This window comes from Janthinobacterium pasteuri, from assembly GCF_051380775.1.
Lineage (GTDB): Bacteria > Pseudomonadota > Gammaproteobacteria > Burkholderiales > Burkholderiaceae_D > Janthinobacterium.
In genome coordinates, this window is the sequence record NZ_JBNYXS010000022.1 from 83,718 (window position 1) to 104,153 (window position 20,436).

The window sequence follows — 20,436 nt, forward strand, 5'->3', positions numbered from 1 at the left end:
TACCGTATGATGGTGGCAATGCCTGCCTGGAAACAGGGGGTGCGCACCGAAACACTTTCAAAGGAATGCTGAAAATTGCTGCGATTCGATGACTTGCAGGTATTTGTGCGCACGGCCGACCGGGGCAGCTTATCGGCGGCCGCGCGCGAGATCGGCATCTCGCCCGCGCTGGCCAGCGCTGCCGTCAAGCGCCTGGAACGAGAGCTGGGCTTGCGTCTGCTGGCCCGCACGACCCGTTCGCTGAGTCTGACGCCGGAAGGCACGCAATACCTCGAGCACGCGCGGGAAGCCTTGCGCCTGCTGCGCGCAGGCCATGATGCGCTGCTGGCCGGCAAGGACAGTTTCGGCGGAACCTTGAAAATTGCCATGCCTTCCGACTTGGGCCGCAACCTCATGCTGGGCTGGCTGGATGAATTCCAGTCGCGCCATCCCAAGCTGCAATACCAGCTCAGCGTCAGCGACCGCGTGGCCGACATGGTGCGCCAGCAAGTGGACATTGCCTTGCGTTACGGCCAACAGGACGATTCGTCCATGATCGCCATGCCGATTGCGCCCGCCAACGACCGCGTGCTGGTGGCCTCGCCCGAGTACCTGCGCGCGCATGGCCCCCTGCTGTCGCTGGATGACTTGTCGCAGCGCAATTGCCTGCGCTTCGCGCTGGAAGACGGCTTGCATGACCGCTGGACTTTTTACCGCCTGCCGCAGCGCGAGCAAGTCACCGTGCCAGTGAGCGGCAACCGCAGTGCCGACGACGCCGAGCTGGTGCGGCGCTGGGCCGTGGCGGGCCTGGGCATCGCCTACAAATCGCGGCTCGACGTTGCTGGTGACGTCGCGGCGGGCCGCCTGCACGTGCTGCTGCCCGACGTGGCGGGCGAAGCGACGCCTCTGCACCTGGTGTGCACGCACCGGGCTCAAGTGACGCCACTGGTGCTGCAGCTGCGCGATTTCCTGCGCGACAAGTGTGCGGAGTTGGCATAACAGCACTATTGATTACAACTCGTTGCAAATGGCAATCATGCACAGGTCAACCTGGGCGTACCCTCAAACATTCTGCATGAAACCGCCTGAAGGATTGCCATGACCCCCCACCGACTGCTGCCGACGACCTTGATTTCCCTGCTGTTGCTGGCCGGCTGTGCCGCGACGGCGCCGCCGGCCGCACAGCACGCCGTCGCTGCGCCCGATAACGCCGCGCAAGGCATTGCCATGCTCGAGCGCGTCAGCTGGGGCGTGAACGGCGGCAGCGTACGCCAGTTGCAGGCGCAAGGCTGGAACGCTTACCTGCAGGCGCAGTTGCACCCAGGAAAAACGACCTTGCCGCCTGCCGTCCAGGCGCAGATCGACGCCATGAGCATCAGCCAGGTGCCGCTCGATCAACTCGTCATGTCCGTGGAGCAAAAGCGCAAGGACTCGGCCGGCGTCATGGACGACATGGCGAAGCAGCAGGCGCAAAAGGATTACCAGCAGGAACTCAACCGCCTGGCGCGCGAAGCGGCCACGCGTTCGCTGCTGCTGGACGTGTATTCGCCCAACCAGCTGCAGCAGCAGCTGAGCTGGTTCTGGCTCAACCATTTCAGCGTGCACCAGGGCAAGCACAACTTGCGCGCCATGGTGGGCGATTACGAGGCGAACGCCATCGCGCCGCATGCTCTGGGGAAATTTCGCGATTTGCTGGGTGCTACCGTCCATCATCCGGCCATGCTGCGCTACCTGGACAATGAGGCCAATGCCGTCAAGCGCATCAACGAAAACTATGCACGCGAGCTGATGGAGCTGCATACGCTGGGCGTCAACGGCGGCTACAGCCAGGCTGACGTGCAGGAACTGGCGCGCATCCTGACCGGCGTGGGCGTCAACCTGGGGCCGGATACGCCGAAAGTCAGGCCGGCGCTGCAGTCGCAATATGTGCGCCGGGGCTTGTTCGAATTCAATCCGAACCGCCACGATTATGGCGATAAGCAATTTCTCGGGCAAACGGTGAAGGGCAGGGGACTGGCCGAGCTCGATGAAGCGCTGGACCGCCTCAGCCGTAGCCCAGCCACCGCGCATTTCATCAGCGGCAAGCTGGCCCAGTATTTCGTCGGTGACAATCCGCCCGAGCCGCTGGTCGCACGCATGGCCGCCACCTTCCAGCACAGCGATGGCATGATCGCCGACGTGCTGCAGACCATGTTCAGCAGCCCGGAATTCAGGCAATCGCTGGGCAAGAAATTCAAGGACCCCATGCATTATGTGGTGTCAGCCGTGCGCCTCAGCTATGACGACAAGCCCATCCTGAACGCGGGTCCCATGCTGAACTGGCTTTCGCGCATGGGCCAGCCCCTGTACGGGCGCCAGACGCCGGACGGCTACCCATTGACGGATGCGTCCTGGGCCAGCCCCGGGCAGATGACGACGCGCTTCGATATCGCCCGCACCATCGGCTCGGGCAGCGCTGGCCTGTTCAAGACGGATGGCCTGCAGCCGCAGGAAAAGGTGGCGTTTCCCCAGCTGGCCAGCGCCCTGTATTACCAGTCGCTGCAGCCAAGCTTGAGCCCGGCCACGCGCCAGGCGCTGGAGCAGGCCGCCTCGCCGCAGGAGTGGAACACGTTTTTGCTCTCTTCGCCAGAAATGATGCATCGCTAAGTTGACACTGAAGGAATCGCCATGAATCGTCGTGACCTGTTGAAAGCCCTGGCCGCCGCGCCCCTGTTGTCGCATGCGGGCAGCTTGCTGGCCGCGCCCGCCACGAATGCCCGGCTGTTGTTCGTCTTTTTGCGCGGCGGCTATGACGCCAACAATCTGCTGGTGCCGGTCGGCAGCGATTTTTACTATGCATCGCGGCCGAATATCGCCATAGCGAAACCTGGTGCGGACAACGGTGCGCTGGCCCTGAATAGCGACTGGGCCTTGCATCCGGCCTTGCGCGAGACCATCTACCCCATGTTCAACGGCGGCGAGGCGGCCTTCATTCCATTCGCAGGCACGACGGATTTGACGCGCAGCCATTTCGAGACGCAGGACAGCATCGAATTGGGGCAGGACATCGGCGGGCGCCGCGATTTCCGCTCGGGCTTTTTGAACCGGCTGGCGCAAAGCCTGAATGCCAATCAGGGCAACCACGCCATTTCCTTCACGGACCAGCTGCCCCTGATTTTTCAGGGCGGCGTGCAAGTGCCGAACATGGGGCTGCGCTCCGTCGGCAAGTCCGGTATTGATGCGCGTCAAAGCCAGGTCATCGCCGCCATGTACAAGGGCACGCCTCTGCAGCAACCCGTCAGCGCGGGCTTTGCCGTGCGCGACGATGTAACGAAGGAATTGACGGGAGAGATGCAGGCGGCCAACCGCAACGCCATCAGTACCAAGGGTTTTGAACTGGAAGCGCAGCGCATCGCCCGCTTGATGAAGGACAAGTACAACATCGGCTTCGTCGACGTGGGTGGCTGGGATACGCATGTGGGGCAGGGCGGTGCCAACGGCTACCTGGCGGGTCGCTTCGATGAACTGGGGCGTGGCCTGACCGCGTTTTCTCAGGAAATGGGCAGCGAGTGGCGCAATACCGTCGTGGTGGTGGTCAGCGAATTTGGCCGCACCTTCCGCGAAAACGGCAACCGCGGCACGGACCACGGCCACGGCAGCGTGTTCTGGGTGCTGGGTGGCGGGATCAAGGGCAAGCAGGTGGCGGGCGAGCAGGTGGCGATTTCGCAGGCGAACCTGTTCCAGAACCGCGACATGCCCGTGCTGAATGAATATCGCGCCGTGCTGGGCGGCTTGCTGCGCCGCACCTTCGGCTTGACGCCGGCGCAACTCGATCACGTGTTTGCCGGCGTCAAACCGGTGGAGCTGGGACTCGTTTAAATTGCCATGCCGCCGTGTTACGCTACGCCTGCGCAACTGGCGCGTAGCAAATACTGGCGGCCTGTGGCGTCGCGCACGAATGGAGTGGCATGAACGATACCCAGCGCGACATCGTCAGCGCAGGCTTTTCCCTGGCCTTGATCGCCGTGACGGCCTTCGTCATGCAGCGTTTCTTTTTGCCGCTCGTGTGGGCCGGCATCCTGTGCGTGGCCACCTGGCCACTGTATCTGCGCGTGCGCGCGGCCCTGGGCCAGCGCACCATCATCGCGGCGGCCGTGCTGACCCTGGCGTTCGCCTGCATCTTCATCATACCCGTGCTGTTCGGCGTGGCGCAGGCGGCGCGCGAAGTGCCCGTGCTGGCCAATTTCATCGTCCATGCGAATACCGACGGCTTGCCCGTGCCGGACTGGGTGGCGCACATTCCGCTGGCGGGCAGCGCCATCGGCGACTGGTGGCAAGCCACCCTGAGCCAGCCCCACGGCCTCAGTCACTTCTTTGCGGGCAGCGCCGTGGGCGGCTTTCATTCCGCGCGCGACATGCTGAAAATCCTCGGCGCGGACGTGTTCCACCGCCTGGTCGATTTCGGCCTGGCCTTCTTGTGCCTGTTTTTCTTTTATAAGGATGGCGAAGCGCTGACGCGCCAGATCACGGCCGTCGGCAGCCATTTCCTGCGCCCCGAACGCTGGGGCCGCTATGCGCAAAAAATTCCCACGGCCATACGCGCGACCGTCAACGGCCTGGTGCTGGTGGGCCTGGCCGAAGGCGTGCTGATCGGTATCGCCTACGCCATCGCCGGCTTGCCGTCACCGGCCCTGTGGGCGTTTGCCACCGGCATCCTGGCCATCATCCCGTTCGGCGCGCCGTTGGCTTACCTGTGCGCGGCCGCCTTGCTGATCTTCCAGGGCAATGTAGGCGCCGCCATCGGCGTAGCCGCGTGGGGCACCGTAGTGCTATTCGTGGCCGACCACTTCGTGCGCCCCGGCATGATCGGCAACGCCACCCGCTTGCCCTTCCTGGCCGTGCTGTTCGGTATTCTGGGTGGCGTGGAAACCCTGGGCCTCGTGGGCCTGTTCATCGGCCCCGTCGTGATGGTGTTGTTCGTAACCTTGTGGTACGAAGCGAATGTGTTTGACAAGGTGTCTCCAGTGAAAACACCTGCCAGCCCGGCCGCACCGGAACGCACACAGTAGTGAGGGGTCGGCCAGCGCTGTTGCCGCTGGCCGGTACTGAGGCGTTCCCGGCATGGCCGGGCCGAACACCTGGACCGCTACGCGGTTAAGGTGGACTTAATGCGCTTTAGATAATATTAAAAGCCAACGGCGCATCAGCAGCACTTCAACATAGCCCGGCTCGATGCCCGTACCGCACTCGATCAAGGGATTGACGGTGTAGTAGCGCTTGCGGAAGTCGCGGCAGACGAGGATTTCGCGCTTGCCCATGCGGACGAGGAAAGAGCTTGGGGCGTATTCCAGGCCGAACCGTGAGCCAAAACCGCTATTCAATGTTGCCATGACAATTCCTTTGAGGGAGATGTGTTGAACGAGTCACCAGAATAGCATAACTACTGTATGAAAACACAGCTACTGTATGAATAAACAGTATTTTTTTACTGGTGTGGTTTTTTTGATCATCACCACGAACAGGAAAGTGAGCGCAGTTTGCAAGAGAAGAATGACATGGGCATGACCACGGGCTGGACCACGAAACTGCGCCGCTTCGTCGAGGCGCGTTTGTCGCCCGAGGGCGAACTGGGCCTGCACATGACGGTAGGCGTGGCCCTGATGCTGGTGGCCATCGTGGTGTTCCACGAGATTGCAGAGGCGGTGATGGGCATGGCCCAGATCACGGTGATCGACTTGCAGGTGGCGCAGTGGTTCAACCAGCATGCCGTGCCATGGATCACCCGTTGCCTGCTGGTCGTCACGCATCTGCATGGCGTGATCGGTGCCATCACCCTGGCGACCCTGCTGGGCTGGTATCTGCACCGCAAGGGCGCCACTTACTGGCTGTTTACCCTGGTCATTACCATGCCGGGCGTCATGTTTTTGAACCTGCTGCTAAAGTACATTTTTGTCCGTGCGCGGCCCAGTTTTGACGAGCCCATCTTGCAGACGGCCCTCAGCACCTACAGCTTTCCCAGTGGTCATACGGCCACCTCGACGGCCCTGTACGGCTTGCTGGCTGCCTACCTGATTTGCCAGACGGCGCCGGGTGCCTGGGGCAAGCGTATCGCCATCGCGCTGGGTGCTTTCCTGATGGCGGCGCTCGTGGGTTTCAGCCGCATCTACCTGGGCGCGCATTATTTGAGCGATGTGCTGGCGGCCATGGCGGAAAGCTATGGCTGGCTGGCTATCTGCATCGCCGGCGTGTCGACCTTGCGCCGCCGCCGGCATATCCGGCAAACCAAATAAGGGGAATGATCCTGAGTAAAATTGCAGTCATCATCAACGGGGGCGCGGGCTGTGGCTATGCGCCCGACTGGGCGCAGCAACTCGAAGCACAGTTCCTGGCCGTGGGGCTCGACGCCGCCATCACCCTGGCACAAAGCGGGGACGAAATGATTGCCACGGCCGAGCAGGCCCTGCGCGATGGCGCGCCTATCGTCGTGGCCGGTGGCGGCGACGGCACCATCAATGCCGTGGCATCCGTCGTCGTGGGCAGCGGCACGCCGTTTGGCGTCTTGCCGCTGGGTACCCTGAACCATTTCGCCAAGGATTTGAATATTCCTTTGGCGCTCGATGCGGCCATCGCCAATGTGGCGCAGGGCGTGCTGCACCAGGTCGACGTGGGCGAAGTGAATGGCCGCATCTTCCTGAACAATTCCAGTCTGGGCCTGTATCCCGATATCGTGCGCGACCGCGAAAAGCAGCAGCGCCGGCTGGGGCGGGGCAAGTGGCTGGCGTTCAGCTGGGCCCTGGTGGCCGCCTTGCGCCGCTATCCGTTTCTCAGCGTGCAATTGAAACTCAACGATGCCGTGCATGCGCGGCGCACGCCGTTTGTGTTCATCGGCAATAACGAGTACCTGATGGAAGGCTTGAATATCGGCGAGCGCGAACGGCTCGATGGCGGCCAGCTGAGCCTGTACGTGGCGCAGCGTCCGGGACGCCTGGGCTTGCTGAAGCTGGCCTTGCACGCGCTGTTCGGCAAGTTGTCGCAGGCCAAGGATTTCGATATGCTGACGGCCAATGACCTGGAAATCGCCACGCAACATCGCCGCCTGCGCGTGGCCACCGATGGCGAAGTGACCATCATGAATACGCCGCTGCGCTACCGCATCCGCCCTTCCGCGCTGGCAGTGCTGGTGCCTGCCCCGCCTCCAGCGCCGGAGTAAGGCCATGCGTACCCTCGTACATTTATCCGATTTGCATTTTGGCAGGGTCGATGCGGCCCTGCTGGCGCCCTTGCGCGCGCTGGTCGAGCGCCTGGAGCCGGATGTGGTGGTGGTCTCGGGCGACCTGACGCAGCGCGCCCGCAGCGCCGAATTCCAGCAGGCGCGAGCCTTTCTCGACAGCTTGCCGGGGCCGCAGATCGTGGTGCCGGGCAACCATGACGTGCCGCTGTATAACGTTTTTTCCCGCTTCCTGACGCCGCTGGTGAAATACCGGCGCCATGTGACGCAGGACCTGTCGCCCGAATATGTGGACGAGGAAATCGCCGTGCTGGGCATCAATACGGCCCGCTCCCTGACGTTCAAGGATGGCCGCATCAGCCACGAGCAGATCGATGTCCTGCGCGAACGCCTGGGCCGTTTGCCGCCCGGTTTGACGCGCATCATCGTCACGCACCATCCATTTGACTTGCCCGAGCACTTCGACAACGATGACCTGGTCGACCGCGCGCCGCTGGCGCTGCAAATGTTTTCCGAATGTGGTGTGGACTTGTTGTTGGCCGGCCATCTGCACGCCAGCCATGCGGGCGACACCTCGGCGCGCTACAAGATCGACGGCTACGCCGCCCTGATGGTGCAGGCGGGCACGGCCACGTCCACGCGGGGCAGGGGCGAATCGAACTCGTTCAATGTCATCCGCATCGAAGACAGCTGCATCAGAGTCGAGCGCTACAGCTGGAACGAGGAGCATGCCGACTTTGAAAAAGTCAGCACGGAAGCGTTCGAGCGCGAAGGCGGGGTATGGGCCAGCTTGCGGCCGCTGTAGGTCGGATTAGCGGGGCGAAGCCACGCGTCATCCGACGCTATTGTTGGCTTTGGTCATAGCTGTGGTAATGTCGGATTACGCTGCGCTAATCCGACCTGCGCCGACCTGCCGGGGCACACTTCTGTGCCTTATAGCCAATAATTCATGAAGCGCGCCGCCCACTCCTTCATGCGGTCCGAGAGGGGTCGCGTTTCCCATTTCGCTTTGGTGATCTCTTCCGAGTCGCGCAAGTCTTCCTGGAAAGCGTTTTCCATTTCCCGGCCGAAACTGTCGCCCAGCACGATCACGTTCAGTTCGCTGTTATGCAGGAAGCTGCGCATGTCGATGTTGGTCGAGCCTACGGTCGACCAGGCGCCGTCGATGACGGCCGTCTTGGCGTGCAGCACGGCCAGTTTCAAGTGGAAGATGCGGATGCCGCCGGCCAGCAGCTGGTCGTACAGCGCGTGTCCCGCATGGAACACCAGGCCGCTGTCGGACACGCCGGGCAGCACCACGGTGACATCCACGCCCCGCTTGGCGGCTGCAACCAGCGCGTCGACCGTCTGCTGGTCGGGCACGAAATAGGCGGACGTGATGTGGATGGATTTTTTCGCTTCCTGGATGGCTAAAATATACGCCTTGTAGATTTCAAAGCCGCCGTCCGGCTCGCTTGCCACCACGCGCACCAGCTTGTCGCCCACTTCGGACAGCGCGGGGAAATAATTGGCGTCCGGCAAGTCGGCCTGATCTTGCTGGGCCCAGGTGCGGATGAATAGCCACTGGAAAGCGGCCACGGCCGGGCCTTCCACTTTCACGTGCGTATCGCGCCAGCCCACGTCTTTCTTGTCGGTGGGTTTCGATTTCGAACGGAACAGCGAGCTTTTCGCATAGGTATCGCTGATATTAATGCCGCCCGTAAACGCCATCTTGCCGTCGACAATCAGCACCTTGCGGTGGTCGCGGTTGTTGATCTTCCAGTCGTCGCCCTTCAGCTTGGCCGGATTGACGGGGTTGAAGGCCACCAGGTGAATGCCGGCCGCGCGCATGCGGTCAAAAAACGCTTGCGGCACGCCCAGGGTGCCCACGCTGTCGTAGATGACGTTCACTGTCACGCCCGCCTTCTGCTTTTCGATGAGCATGTCGGCAAACTTCAGGCCCAGCGGATCCTGGTCGAAGATATACGTTTCCAGGTTGATGCTGTTCTTCGCTTCGCTGATGGCCTGGAACATGGCGGCCATGGTTTGCGGGCCGTCAAACAGCAGGGTCACCTTGTTGCCCTTGATCAAAGGCACGCCCGTGGCCGCCTCTTCCAGCGCGGCCTGGGCCTTCAAGTCCATGCCGGACTTGGCCCAGCGCTTGTTGAGCAGGGCGGCCCGGCTGTTGACGTTCAGCAAGGCGCCCTTGCCCGTGATCACATTCGGCTTGGCCACTGGTTCGAGGGTGGTGTTGAGATTCTTGACATCGGGCAGCGAGGCGCATGCAGCCAGGGTCCAGCACAGCAGCAGGGCGGTGAGACAGGGTTGCATGCGTCTGGCGGTCATTTTTGAGCCTTGGTCGTAGGTGACAGGTTTGCCGAATCATCGGCCAGTGCCAGCGGTGGCGGGTTTTTCGAGCCGAAGAAGAAGACGATGGGCGAGCGCAGGAAGCGCTTGCCCAGAATCTTCAACAATTGCATGCCGTGCTTGAAGCGCACCTGGCGCGAACGCAGGGCTACCCACAGGGCCAAACCAAAGCTGACCAGCAGGTTGGCCGTGCCGATGGCGAAGATGCCCGACAGCGACTTGACGGCCAGTTGCCAGCTCATGTTGTGGTCGAGTCCCACCAGCGCGGTCGCAAAGTTGGCGGCCGAGAAGGTGATGTGGCGGATATCGATCGGCAAGCCGATCAAAAAACCCAGGGTGCCGATGGTGCCCAACAGGATACCGAAATAGAAATTCCCCATCAGGCCGCCCAGGTTGTTTTCCAGGTACAAGCCCAGCCGTTGCAAGCGATCCTGGCCGATCACGCGGCCCAGGCCGCGCAATTGCGCGATGCGCTGCGCCCAGCGCGTGTACAGCGCCTGGTTGTCATAGTAGCCCGAAATCAGGCCGGCCACGAACAGGCACACGCCGGCGATCATGGCGTAGAAGATGGCGGGGCTGCCGATGGGGTCGATATCGTGCAGCAGATGCATGGCTTTTTCCGGCGACACCAGGTGGTGGCCCGTGATTGCCTTGTAGCCCAGCGCGATCAGCCAGGCCGTGGGAATGGCCGTGGCCAGGTTGCCCAGCACGGCCATGTTTTGCGTGCGGAAAACCTTGTTGATCAGTTCGGCCATGCTGTCGAGGTCGATATTTCGTCCATCCTTGCTGTGCAGGCCGGCGGCGATGCGCGAGGCCGTCATTGCCGGCTGCTTGGTGGCCACCGTAAAGTGCAGCAAGTGGATGAACATGAAGCCGATCGAGTAATTCATGCTGAACATGAACGCTTCGACCAGCGGTGCCGAGCGCAAATACGACATCAGGATCTTGAACAGGGCCATGAAGCCGATGATGATGCCCGCGCCTGCGGACGAGAGGAACATGGCGCCCATCTCGCGCCGGCTTTCCGCGATGTAGTGTTCGCCCGTGCGGCTGGCGTTTTCCGTCACATTGCGTGCCAGCAAGTTGATATTGTCGGAAAACAGGTCGCTGACCTTGTACTTGTGGTTGTGCGCGCGTATCAGTTCCAGCGCCAGCGCGACGGCGCCTGCGCGGCGGCGGCTGACGGGCTGGGGGTGCAGCAAGTCTTGCGTGGCGTCTACCGTGATGGCAGCGATGTCCACGTTGTTGGATGCGGGCAGCTCGCCGCTCGTGTCGACCAGGAACAGCAGCTTGCGCAGGCGATCGATGCTTTGCGCCAGCGCCACCAATAAATACGTGAGGGCAATGCTGGTGCCCTGGTACAGCGCCTTCTTGCGGATCTTGGCGATAACGGCATCGCACTGGTCCAGCATCACCAGCAAATGGCGCGCGTCCTCGATGTGCTCGATATTGCCGTGCAACAGATTCGCGTAGGCGTCCAGGTAGGCGTTCACTTCCGTGTTCTGCACCATGAACGGCGACTGGAACACTTCAATTTCGTTGTGGAAACGCGTCAGTTCCGGTTCCAGGCCCATGGCGCAGACGCGGTAGGACAGGGTGCGGATGGCGTCGAGCAGGCCTGGCAGCATGATATTGCCATCGCCGACGGCCAGTTCGATAGCGTCGCTGGTGAGCACGTCGAACAGTTCCAGCCAGTCCATGGCGGGCACGTTGCTGATCCACAAATAATCGGTCTTCAGGTACAGCACCTGGTCGAGCGCGTCGTTCAGGTACTCGTCGCCCAGGGCGGGTGGCAGCATGCGGTAGGCGATGCGGCGTTTCAATTCGGTGAAAAAACCGCTGTTCGACAGCACGCCGATGTCTGTGTACAGGCTTGCGTGGCGGCGCGCGGCCAGCACGCGCAGCACGTATTCGTGCAGGGCGCGCGCTTGCGCGGGGTTACCTTTGAGAAGCTGGCGCAGGGTGCGCACGTTGGCGATCGCGGTAGCGCTGTCGTGGGGGCGCTTGGGACGCAGTGAGTTGAATAATTCCACCAGCAAGTCGATATTGCTGGAGTTCGGGTCAATGCGTTCGAGGATAGCTAGCATGCAGAAAAAACGGGCGAGCCGCTGTCGGTAAAACCAGTAGTGTACCGCCTGCTTCAAATCGCGCAACGTTCGCCACCGAACATTGCTTTACAGCAGGGCCTGCTATTCACCTCATTTTGCCGCAGATTGCCATGAATCATGGTCATTCTTGCGTGTTGTCAGTGCACGACGCATTTCCCGGGGCTAAGCTGAAGTTTCTGTTGTACAACGCACGGATGGCTGGACAAAAAGCGAGGATAAGGTAACACTAAGATCAGACATACAGCGCATGTCCTGATCAATACCGGGAAGTTTCACCCACGTGACCGAGATATTTATCATGAAGACCTTGTATTTTGCGCTTGCTGTGACAGGGATGGGGCCATTTGCGCTGGGCGCTGCGGCCCAGGCCGCCGATGGCGCGGGCAGTGCCGCATCCACTAACGTTGCCGTGTATGGCGTGCTTGACGCGGCTATCGTTGCCGAACGGGGCTGTGCCGCCAATTGTGCCGGCAGCAAGGTGTCCGGCGGCGTGGCGTCCGGCTCGCGCCTGGGGTTGCAGGGCCGCGAAGCCTTGGGCAATGACGTGTCCGCCGTATTTACCCTGGAAGCGGGCGTGCAAAACGACACGGGCCAGTCGGAAGACGGCCGTCTGTTCGGCCGCCAGGCTTACGTGGGCCTGGACAGCCGCCTGGGCGCGCTGACTCTGGGGCGCCAGTACAACCTGCAATACCTGACGCTCACCGACGTGGCCGACCCGTTCAAGGGCGGCATGGCTGGTAGTGCCAGCAACCTGGCCGGCTACAGCGTGAAACGCTACGACAATACCGTCAAATACGTGACGCCCGCCTTGCGCGGCGTGTCTGCCAGCGCCATTTACAGTTTTGGCGAGTCGCCATATAGCAGCGCCAACAACCGCGCGTATGGCGCCACGCTCGGCTATTCGGCCGGTGCCGTGAATCTCAGCGTGTCGCACCAGCGCAAGAATAACTTCATCCTCGCCAGCGGCACCTTGCCCGCCATCGACATGTCGTCGCGCAACACCCTGATCGCGGCCAATATCGACCTGAAAGTGGCCACCGCCTTTGCCGCCGTGGGCGTGAACAAGGGCTATGGCAGTTCGCCGTGGGACCCCAGCAATGCGTACAGCTCGCTGGCGCTGTCGATGTCGTCCTCGGATAGCCGCGACACCTTGCTGGGCGTGTCCGTGCCCGTGGGCGGCTTCAAGCTGCTGGCCTCGTACGTGCGCAAGGATGACCGCGACCTGGCCAACCGCGACGCCAGCCAGGTGGCTGTCGGCCTCACGTATTCGCTGTCAAAACGCAGCGATTTCTACGCGTCTTACGCGAAGATCCACAACAAGAACGGCGCCCGCTACACGGTGGGCAATGCCAGCGATGCTGGGCGCGGCGACGCGGCCTTCAATATGGGCTTTCGTCACGGCTTCTGAGCGGCAGCGGTTGATGGCGCAGGGCAGCTTGCCCCCAGCCACTTGCCGTTGCTCGTCACATTCACCTGTTCCGGCGTGCCACGCGCGCTGGTCGTCACCGCCAGCTGCATGCTGAAAGCCTGGTCGCCACTGAAGCGCACCTGGCCTTCGCCGCTCGATTTCGGGTTCGCGCAGGTGAACGATACATGCATGCCGCCCGCGATGTCGGTGTTCTTCGACTTGCAATCGCCGGGCTGGCCCGTGGGAATCTGCTTGCGCGCAGCCATTTCCGGCGTCACGCACGCCGTCACGCGCACGGCGCCATCGGCGCCCACGGTGGGCATGGCCATGCCACGGCTGGCGGCCATGCTTTCCAGCTGCTTGCGTTGATCGGGAGGAAGGTTGCCCAGTTGCTGCAGCACCATGGACATGGCGTTGTCGGTGGCGGCATCGGGCGACGCCATCTTGCTGTCGACTTGCCACAGGCCCGGCTTGATGGCGGTGGACGGCGAGGAGGCCTGGGCACCGGCTTGCACGCCGATGGCGGCGCAGGCCAGTAAACTCAGGCGTAGCAGGCAGTGGTTCATGTTGGCATCTCCAAAAAAAGCAGACCCCAGCATACTGCATGATAAGCGGGGCACGCTTGCCATTGTGTTACAAACTGTGATCGGGCTCGATGCGGCGCACGTCCACGCAGGCGATGCGGCGCTCGTCGGCCTCGACGATTTCATAACGTAAATCATCGAGCTCCAGCACTTCGCCCACGGCCGGCATGTTTTCAAAATGCGCCAGCAGGAAGCCTGCCAGCGAGTTGTACTCGCCATCTTCGCTGACCAAGGACTCCGTTTCGAACACTTGCTCCAGGTAATGCAGGTCGGTGGCGCCATCGATGCGCCAGTGGCCTGGACCCAGCACTTCCACGTCGGGTAGCTCGTCCTCGTCGGGGAATTCGCCGGCGATGGCTTCCAGGATGTCGATCGGCGTGAGCACGCCTTGCACCGTGCCGAACTCGTCGACCACCAGCACCAGCTGGCCGCGCGAGCGCTTCAGGGTTTCCATGGCCTTCAGCACGCCGGCCGCTTCCGGCACGACGACGGCTTCGCGCATGCTGGCCGGATCGATCTTGCCATGCGACACGAGATCTTCGATCAGGTCCTTGCTGCGCGCGATGCCGATCACATTGTCCAGGTCATCATTGCAGACAGGAATCATGCTGTGCGGCGTTTCGCGCAGCAGTTGCAGCATCTTTTCGCTGCTGTCGTTCAGGTTGACCCACGAGACGTCGCCGCGCGGCGTCATCACGGAGCGGATCGAGCGTTCGGCCAGGGTCAGCACCCCGCTGACCATGTTGCGCTCTTCCACGCCGAAGGCGGAGACGTCGGGCATTTCCTTGACTTCATGCTCTTCGACCGCTTCGCGGCCCTTGCGTCCGCCCAGCAGGCTCAGGACTGCTTGCGCCGTGCGGTCGCGCAGCGGCGCGTTCGATTGCAGCTTGAGGAAGTTGCGGCGCGCAAGCTGATTGAAGAACTCGATGACGATCGAGAAACCGATAGCGGCGTACAAGTATCCCTTCGGAATGTGGAAGCCCAGGCCCTCTGCCACCAAGGAGAGACCGATCATCAGCAAAAAGCTCAGGCACAGCACCACGACGGTGGGGTGAGCGTTGACGAAGCGCGTCAGCACTTTTGAAGCGAGCATCATGACGACGATGGAAATGACGACGGCCGCCATCATCACGTACAGGTTGTCCACCATGCCGACGGCCGTGATGACGGCGTCGAGCGAAAAGACGGCGTCGAGCACGACAATCTGCGCCACCACCAGGCCGAAGCCGGCGTAGACTTTCGGGCCTGTCTGGGCATGCGTGACCCCTTCGAGGCGCTCATGCAGCTCGGTGGTGGCCTTGAACAGCAGGAACAGGCCGCCGACGAGCAGGATCAGGTCGCGCCCGGAAAATGAGAATGTCCATAGGGAAAACAATGGCGTGGTCAGGGTGACCAGCCAGGAAATCAGGGAAAGCAGGCCCAGGCGCATGACGAGGGCCAGGGTCAGGCCCAGCACGCGCGCCTTGTCGCGCTGGTGCGGCGGCAGTTTCTCGGCCAGGATGGCGATGAAGATCAGGTTGTCGATACCCAGTACGATTTCCAGTACGACCAGCGTCAGCAGGCCGACCCAGATTGTCGGGTCAAATAACCATTCCATGTGTGTAACCTTGTAAAGTCAGTAAGTATCAAACTTGCCTGGCGGCCCAATGCCCCAGGCGTAACGAGTGCTGCGGTATCAGTGGCGGACGCGTGGCGGCCGGGTGGCCTGCCGCGCGTCCGCTTCGGCAAGTGCGCCCGGTCCCGCTTGCCAAATGATGGCGCAAGACGGCGCCCCCTGGCGCGAGGTCGGGTACAGCGTGATGGGGTCGTTGTCGCATTCTTCGGCATCGCAGTTGTCGCCGGGCTGGCCCGCATGGGCGCCGGGGTCCAGGCAATCCGCGACGAAGGCAGGCGTGGCAGTAGTGCCGGCCGCGACTGCATGCTGGAATGGGGAAGGGCTGGCGTAGGCCATGCTGGCGAACGCCTGGGGTAAAGCGATGAAAACAAAAAGGCAGAGCAGGACGAGAGCTCGTCTCATATACAGGCATATAGTTCTGGAATTGCGGAGTATAACACGGGCAGATAACAGCCCGATGACAGGACTTGCGTAACTGATAAGTATGCCGTAAATTGTGAGAGCAATCATTTCCCTGGGCAGCGAAGACGCAGCGCGGGCCTGTGGCAATTCTTGCGTTTGTATCGCATTGTGCTTACGCATCTTTCGTTTGTGCATCTTTCGCACTTTTATATCGTAGTGTTAATAGGACTCTGACTTGAAACCAATTACCGCTCTCCTGCTTGCCGCCGGCATCCTTTCGCCTTCCTTCATCCTGGCCGCCACCCCGGTGGAAACCGCACCGACTCAGAAAACCGGCAAGGCTGCACCCAACCGCGGCGCCGCCGTCAAAGTCACGTCCGTCGAAGGCATCACCGAATACCGACTGGCCAATGGCTTGCGCGTGCTGCTGTTCCCGGACGCCAGCAAGCCGACCCTGACCACCAACATCGTCTACCTGGTCGGCTCGCGCCATGAAAACTATGGCGAAACGGGCATGGCCCACTTGCTCGAACACTTGCTGTTCAAGCCCAGCGCCAACTTCGGCGTCAAGAAGGGCACGAAAACCCCCGTCGAGATTTTGAACTCGACGGGCGCGCAATTCAACGGCACCACCTGGTACGACCGCACCAATTACTACGCCACCTTCCCCGCCAACGACGACAATCTGCGCCAGATGCTGGCGATGGAAGCTGACCGTATGGTGAACGCCGCCATCGATCAGAACGATCTGTGGAATCCGAAGACGCAGAAGGGTGAAATGACGGTCGTGCGCAACGAATTCGAGATGGGCGAGAGCGATCCGATCGGCGTGACCAGCGAACGCATCCAGGCCATCGCCTACGACTGGCACAACTATGGCAAGTCGACCATCGGTGCCCGTTCCGACATCGAGCAGGTGAACATTCCCCGCTTGCGCGCGTTTTATCATAAATATTATCAGCCCGATAACGCCGTGCTGATGGTGGCGGGCCGCTTCGATGAAGCCAAGGTCTTGAAGCAGATCAATGAGCTGTTCGGCAAGATCCCGAAACCCACGCGCGTGATCGAGCCGACCTACACGGCCGAACCGGTGCAGGATGGCGAGCGCGCCGTGACGGTGCGCCGCAGTGGCGGCACGCAATTCGTCGGCGCCGGCTACCACGTGGCGCCGTCCGGCAACCCGGACGCCGTCGCCATCGAGGTGCTGGGCCATGTGCTGACGGATGCTCCTGCCGGCCGATTGCACAAGGCGCTGGTGGAAACCAAGCTGGCCAGCAAGATCGAATACAACTCGGTGAGCAACCTGGAACCGGGTTACAACCTGTTCGGCGCGCTGGTGCCCGTCGATGGCAACCTCGACGCGGCGCAAGCGGCCATGTTGAAGGTGCTGGAAGAGCTGAAATCGCAACCGGTCACGGATGCGGAAGTGGCGCGCGTCAAGCAGCAATTGAACAAACAGATCGAACTGGCCACCTCGAACACGGCGCGCCTGACGATCGCCCTGACGGAGTCCCTGGCGGCCGGCGACTGGCGTTTGTTCTTCCTGCAGCGCGACCAGCTCGACAAGCTGACGACGGCGCAGGTGCAGGCAGCAGCCGAGAAATACCTGAAGAGCTCGAACCGCACCCTGGGCCGCTTCATCCCTACCGATGCGCCGGACCGCACGGTGGTGCCGGCTTACGCCGACGTGGCGCCGCAACTGGCCGGCTACACGGGCCGCGCCGTGGTGGCGCAGGGCGAAGCGTTCGATCCGAGCCCCGACAATATCGAAGCGCGCACCCAGCGCTTCACCTTGCCGAACGGTTTGAAAGGCGCTTTGCTGCCGAAGAAAACCAAGGGCAGCACCGTCAGCGTGGTGCTGAAATTGCAGATCGGCAGCGAAGAAGGCTTGCGCGGCAAGGCGCAAGTGGGCAGCTATACGGCCAATCTGCTGTCGCGCGGCACGGATAAACTGTCGCGCCAGGAAGTGAAGGACAAGTTCGACCAGCTGGGCACGCAAGTGGCCATCTCCGGCGGCGCCGAAGGCGTCACCGCCATGCTGACGGGCAAGCGCGAGAACTTGCCTGCCGCCATGGACCTGCTGGCGCAAGTGCTGCAAAAGCCGGCCCTGAGCGAGACGGAATTCCTGGAATTGCAGCGCGAGCGCGTCGGCCGCGCGGAGCAGGAACTGCCTGAGCCGCAACCGCAGGCCGTGAATGCTTTCCGCCGCCTGCTCGATGCCACGCCGCCAGGTCATGTGCGCCATGTCGGTACCTTGCCTGAAGAACTGGCGCAATGGAAAACCATCAAGGTGGCCGATGTGCAAGCCTTCCATGGCGCCTACTATGGCGCGTCGAACGCCACCTTTACCGCCGTGGGAGACTTCGACCCGGCCGCGCTGAAGGCGCAAGTGGCCAGCCTGTACGGCAGCTGGAAGGCGCAGCAGCCGTATGTGCGCATACCTGATGCCGTCAAGCCCGTGAGTGGCGAGAAAGTCGCGCTGGAAACGCCGGACAAGGCCAACAGCGTGCTGTTCGCCATCCAGCCGATTCCCCTCAAGGATGATGCCGCCAGCTATCCTGCTTTGCTGATTGCCAATCACATGCTCGGTGGCGGCGCCTTGCGCAGCCGCCTGGCGGACCGCATCCGCCAGAAGGAGGGCCTGTCGTACGGCGTCGGCTCGCAAGTGACCGTGCCATCGCGCGAGCCGGCCGGCTTCTGGATGGCGTATGCCATCAGCGCGCCGCAAAACACGGCCAAGGTGGAAGCGGCCCTGCGCGAGGAAATCGCCAAGGTGCTGGCCGACGGCTTTACGCAAGAGGAATTGGTCGAGGCGAAGAAAGGCTGGCTGCAATCGGAAGAAGTGGGCCGCACGCAGGACAGCGGCCTGGCGCGCGGTCTGGCCGATTACCTGGCGCAAGACCGTACCATGGCTTACGACAAGGACCTGGAAGCGAAAGTGGCCGCCTTGACCCTGGCGCAAGTGAACCAGGGCTTGCGCGAGCACCTGAAGCCATCGGCCATCTCGATCGTCACGGCCGGCGATTTTGCCAAGGTGGCGAAAGAGGGTGAGAGCGGCGCCAAGGCAACGACGTCAAAATAAGCTGTTGTAGATGGAAAAAACCCGCTGGCAATGTCATTGCCAGCGGGTTTTTCTATTGATGCGCGTCAACTTAGCGCGGTGCCATTTCGGCTACGTAGATTTCCACGCGGCGATTGCGTGCGCGTCCTGATGCATCCGCGTTCGAGGCGATCGGCTCGCGGGCGCCGCGGCCTTCCGTGACGACGCGGGTCGGCGAGACGCCGCGCATGGACAGGTAGTCGCGCGTGTGAGCCGCGCGTTCCACCGACAGCGGTTCGTTGATGGAAGCGCTGCCCGTGCTGTCCGTATGGCCGATGATGCTGACCGTGGTGTTCTGGTTTTCGTTCAGGGTGGCGGCAAAACGGTCGAGAATGGGGCGGAAGTTGCCCTTGATGTCGGCGCGGTTGGTGTCGAAGGAAATGTCGCTTGGAATTTCCATCTTCAAGCGGTTATCTGCCGTCTGAGACACTTGCACACCAGTACCCTGTGTCGCTTGTTCCATCGCGCGCTTCTGGTTTTCCATGCGGTTCGACCAGATATTGCCGATGACGGCGCCCGCTGCCGCGCCGATCAGGGCGCCGCCGGCCGTGCGGCCGCCGCTGCCGCCACCGGTGGTGCCGCCGATCAAGGCGCCCAGACCTGCGCCGACGCCAGCGCCCGTGGCTGTGCCACGTTGTGTGGCGGACATATCCGCGCAGCCGCTCGCGGCCAATGCGATCACCAGCATGCCGATCAGGGATTTGGCGCCAGGGCCTTTTTTGAAGGTTTCTTTCATGGATTTTCTCCTTGTTTTGTTATTGGGACATACCCAGACTTACCTGCACACGTTACTGCAAAATGAAGCTGTTTGCCAGTGCGTGCACACTGTACGCAAAAGGCAACAAAAAGGCGGCGCCCGTTTGCACGCGCGCCGCCCTGTCTGGCCTGCGAATTGGCTCTATAAGCCGCGCCCGCTGATCAGGCGCAGCAGGATCATGATGACGGCGACTACCAGCAGAATGTGGATGAAGCCGCCAATGGTATAAGAAGTTACCAGGCCCAGCAGCCAAAGAATAATGAGTACGACGGCGATTGTATACAGCATGATATGTCCTCCGAGAGTAATGTGTGGATGACGGCGACGGCCTTGGCCTTGCGAGGCAATGGCGTCTGGCGCCGTCATCGGTTTTTGTCATTGCGCGGCGACTCGGTCGCTGAGCGCTGATGCCATGACTTAGTGTCTACTTTCTTTCCCTTGCGTTCTGTACGCTGTCGTACACAAGGCTCAACTATCGGGGCCGCTCAGCGTGTTCATCTGCCATGCCCGGTATCCAGGCCAGCATGCCTGCCATGCCGACGGCGCCCGCCAGGCAACTGACCATACCGCCCGTCAGCAGCAGCATGACGCCGAAAACGGGCGCGCTCGCTTGCAATGGCGCCAGGTCCAGCGCGCAGAAGCCCAGCACGGTGGCCAGGATGCCGCCGCCGATAAAGCCGAGCCAGATCCTGTTGCCGCTTGTCTTGTCGTGTTTCATCGCATTTCCTTGAAGATATCCGTCGAGCTTTCCTGAGTGCATCATCTCGCAGGACGGCAAACTCATCTGTTCGCCAACGAACAATGCTAAAAAGAAAGGCTATGTCACCGTAAGGTGTGGGAACTCTCCCATAGTTGCCTTCAACAATGTTTCTGGGGAGCGGATGCGTCCGGCGTCGAGTATCCAGCGCCACCCCAGATAATTCGGCAGGT

The 20,436-nt window shown here is 61.9% G+C and carries 18 protein-coding genes and 1 pseudogene; 9 read left to right on the plus strand and 10 right to left on the minus strand.

Annotated elements, in window-relative coordinates; genetic code table 11:
• The first annotated feature begins 75 nt into the window (after positions 1–75).
• The 4 genes from ACQ4WN_RS20470 to ACQ4WN_RS20485 all read left to right on the plus strand — a co-directional run bounded on the left by ACQ4WN_RS20470 (position 76) and on the right by ACQ4WN_RS20485 (position 5,027).
• On the plus strand, positions 76–978 hold the full coding sequence (locus ACQ4WN_RS20470) for a LysR family transcriptional regulator (protein WP_436553164.1): 903 nt from the start codon (positions 76–78) through the stop codon (positions 976–978).
• Positions 979–1,077: 99 nt separating this feature from the next.
• Complete coding sequence (locus ACQ4WN_RS20475; RefSeq protein ID WP_436553165.1) at positions 1,078–2,625, plus strand: DUF1800 domain-containing protein; 1,548 nt, start codon at positions 1,078–1,080, stop codon at positions 2,623–2,625.
• 21 nt (positions 2,626–2,646) lie between these two features.
• Positions 2,647–3,837 carry a DUF1501 domain-containing protein gene (locus ACQ4WN_RS20480; RefSeq protein WP_436553166.1) on the plus strand — a complete coding sequence of 397 codons (1,191 nt, stop codon included), beginning with the start codon at positions 2,647–2,649 and terminating at the stop codon, positions 3,835–3,837.
• Positions 3,838–3,926: 89 nt separating this feature from the next.
• Positions 3,927–5,027: an AI-2E family transporter gene (locus ACQ4WN_RS20485; protein ID WP_436553167.1), complete on the plus strand. Its 1,101-nt coding sequence runs from the start codon at positions 3,927–3,929 to the stop codon at positions 5,025–5,027.
• A 96-nt stretch (positions 5,028–5,123) separates the two neighbouring features.
• Here the strand turns inward: ACQ4WN_RS20485 and ACQ4WN_RS20490 are convergent, their stop codons facing one another.
• Positions 5,124–5,348, minus strand: a complete 225-nt coding sequence (locus ACQ4WN_RS20490; protein WP_010396348.1) for a hypothetical protein — start codon at positions 5,346–5,348, stop codon at positions 5,124–5,126.
• Between the two features lie 165 nt (positions 5,349–5,513).
• Here ACQ4WN_RS20490 and ACQ4WN_RS20495 point away from each other — a divergent pair, with 165 nt between their 5' ends.
• From ACQ4WN_RS20495 to ACQ4WN_RS20505, 3 genes are read left to right on the plus strand one after another with little or no spacing between them, the layout of a single operon-like run.
• The gene (locus tag ACQ4WN_RS20495) at positions 5,514–6,248 is read left to right on the plus strand and encodes a phosphatase PAP2 family protein (protein WP_436553168.1); all 735 of its coding nucleotides are present in this window, start codon (positions 5,514–5,516) and stop codon (positions 6,246–6,248) included.
• 5 nt (positions 6,249–6,253) lie between these two features.
• Positions 6,254–7,168 carry a diacylglycerol/lipid kinase family protein gene (locus ACQ4WN_RS20500; RefSeq protein ID WP_436553169.1) on the plus strand — a complete coding sequence of 305 codons (915 nt, stop codon included), beginning with the start codon at positions 6,254–6,256 and terminating at the stop codon, positions 7,166–7,168.
• Positions 7,169–7,172: 4 nt separating this feature from the next.
• The gene (locus ACQ4WN_RS20505; RefSeq protein ID WP_436553170.1) at positions 7,173–7,991 is read left to right on the plus strand and encodes a metallophosphoesterase family protein; all 819 of its coding nucleotides are present in this window, start codon (positions 7,173–7,175) and stop codon (positions 7,989–7,991) included.
• 128 nt (positions 7,992–8,119) lie between these two features.
• Here the strand turns inward: ACQ4WN_RS20505 and cls are convergent, their stop codons facing one another.
• Together cls and ACQ4WN_RS20515 are read right to left on the minus strand one after the other, a co-directional pair.
• The gene (gene cls, locus ACQ4WN_RS20510) at positions 8,120–9,511 is read right to left on the minus strand and encodes a cardiolipin synthase (protein WP_436553171.1); all 1,392 of its coding nucleotides are present in this window, start codon (positions 9,509–9,511) and stop codon (positions 8,120–8,122) included.
• Positions 9,508–11,619 (minus strand): site-specific recombinase, encoded by a 2,112-nt coding sequence (locus ACQ4WN_RS20515; RefSeq protein ID WP_436553172.1) that lies wholly within the window; start codon positions 11,617–11,619, stop codon positions 9,508–9,510. The genes cls and ACQ4WN_RS20515 overlap by 4 nt, the downstream gene beginning before the upstream one ends.
• A gap of 319 nt (positions 11,620–11,938) precedes the next feature.
• Between ACQ4WN_RS20515 and ACQ4WN_RS20520 the strand changes: the two genes are divergently transcribed.
• On the plus strand, positions 11,939–13,048 hold the full coding sequence (locus ACQ4WN_RS20520) for a porin (protein WP_436553173.1): 1,110 nt from the start codon (positions 11,939–11,941) through the stop codon (positions 13,046–13,048).
• Here ACQ4WN_RS20520 and ACQ4WN_RS20525 read toward each other — a convergent pair.
• The 3 genes from ACQ4WN_RS20525 to ACQ4WN_RS20535 all read right to left on the minus strand — a co-directional run bounded on the left by ACQ4WN_RS20525 (position 13,036) and on the right by ACQ4WN_RS20535 (position 15,583).
• Positions 13,036–13,614 carry a DUF3617 domain-containing protein gene (locus ACQ4WN_RS20525; RefSeq protein WP_436553174.1) on the minus strand — a complete coding sequence of 193 codons (579 nt, stop codon included), beginning with the start codon at positions 13,612–13,614 and terminating at the stop codon, positions 13,036–13,038. The two genes, ACQ4WN_RS20520 and ACQ4WN_RS20525, sit on opposite strands and share 13 nt — an antisense overlap.
• A 67-nt stretch (positions 13,615–13,681) precedes the next feature.
• The gene (locus ACQ4WN_RS20530; RefSeq protein ID WP_436553175.1) at positions 13,682–15,229 is read right to left on the minus strand and encodes a TerC family protein; all 1,548 of its coding nucleotides are present in this window, start codon (positions 15,227–15,229) and stop codon (positions 13,682–13,684) included.
• 78 nt (positions 15,230–15,307) lie between these two features.
• Positions 15,308–15,583 carry a hypothetical protein gene (locus ACQ4WN_RS20535; protein ID WP_436553176.1) on the minus strand — a complete coding sequence of 92 codons (276 nt, stop codon included), beginning with the start codon at positions 15,581–15,583 and terminating at the stop codon, positions 15,308–15,310.
• A gap of 301 nt (positions 15,584–15,884) precedes the next feature.
• On the opposite strand from ACQ4WN_RS20535, the gene ACQ4WN_RS20540 reads away from it, so the two are divergent.
• Positions 15,885–18,731 carry a M16 family metallopeptidase gene (locus ACQ4WN_RS20540; protein WP_436553177.1) on the plus strand — a complete coding sequence of 949 codons (2,847 nt, stop codon included), beginning with the start codon at positions 15,885–15,887 and terminating at the stop codon, positions 18,729–18,731.
• 70 nt (positions 18,732–18,801) lie between these two features.
• On the opposite strand, the gene ACQ4WN_RS20545 is transcribed toward ACQ4WN_RS20540, so the two are convergent.
• From ACQ4WN_RS20545 to ACQ4WN_RS20560, 4 genes and pseudogenes are all read right to left on the minus strand, one after another.
• Positions 18,802–19,437: a YiaD family glycine zipper/OmpA-like lipoprotein gene (locus tag ACQ4WN_RS20545; protein ID WP_101484433.1), complete on the minus strand. Its 636-nt coding sequence runs from the start codon at positions 19,435–19,437 to the stop codon at positions 18,802–18,804.
• Between the two features lie 210 nt (positions 19,438–19,647).
• A complete protein-coding gene (locus ACQ4WN_RS20550) occupies positions 19,648–19,794 on the minus strand; it encodes a lmo0937 family membrane protein (RefSeq protein ID WP_121670992.1) in 147 nt (48 codons plus the stop codon).
• A 184-nt stretch (positions 19,795–19,978) separates the two neighbouring features.
• Positions 19,979–20,224 (minus strand): hypothetical protein, encoded by a 246-nt coding sequence (locus tag ACQ4WN_RS20555; RefSeq protein WP_436553178.1) that lies wholly within the window; start codon positions 20,222–20,224, stop codon positions 19,979–19,981.
• 99 nt (positions 20,225–20,323) lie between these two features.
• Positions 20,324–20,436: pseudogene (locus ACQ4WN_RS20560) on the minus strand (IS1595 family transposase); the annotation flags it as partial.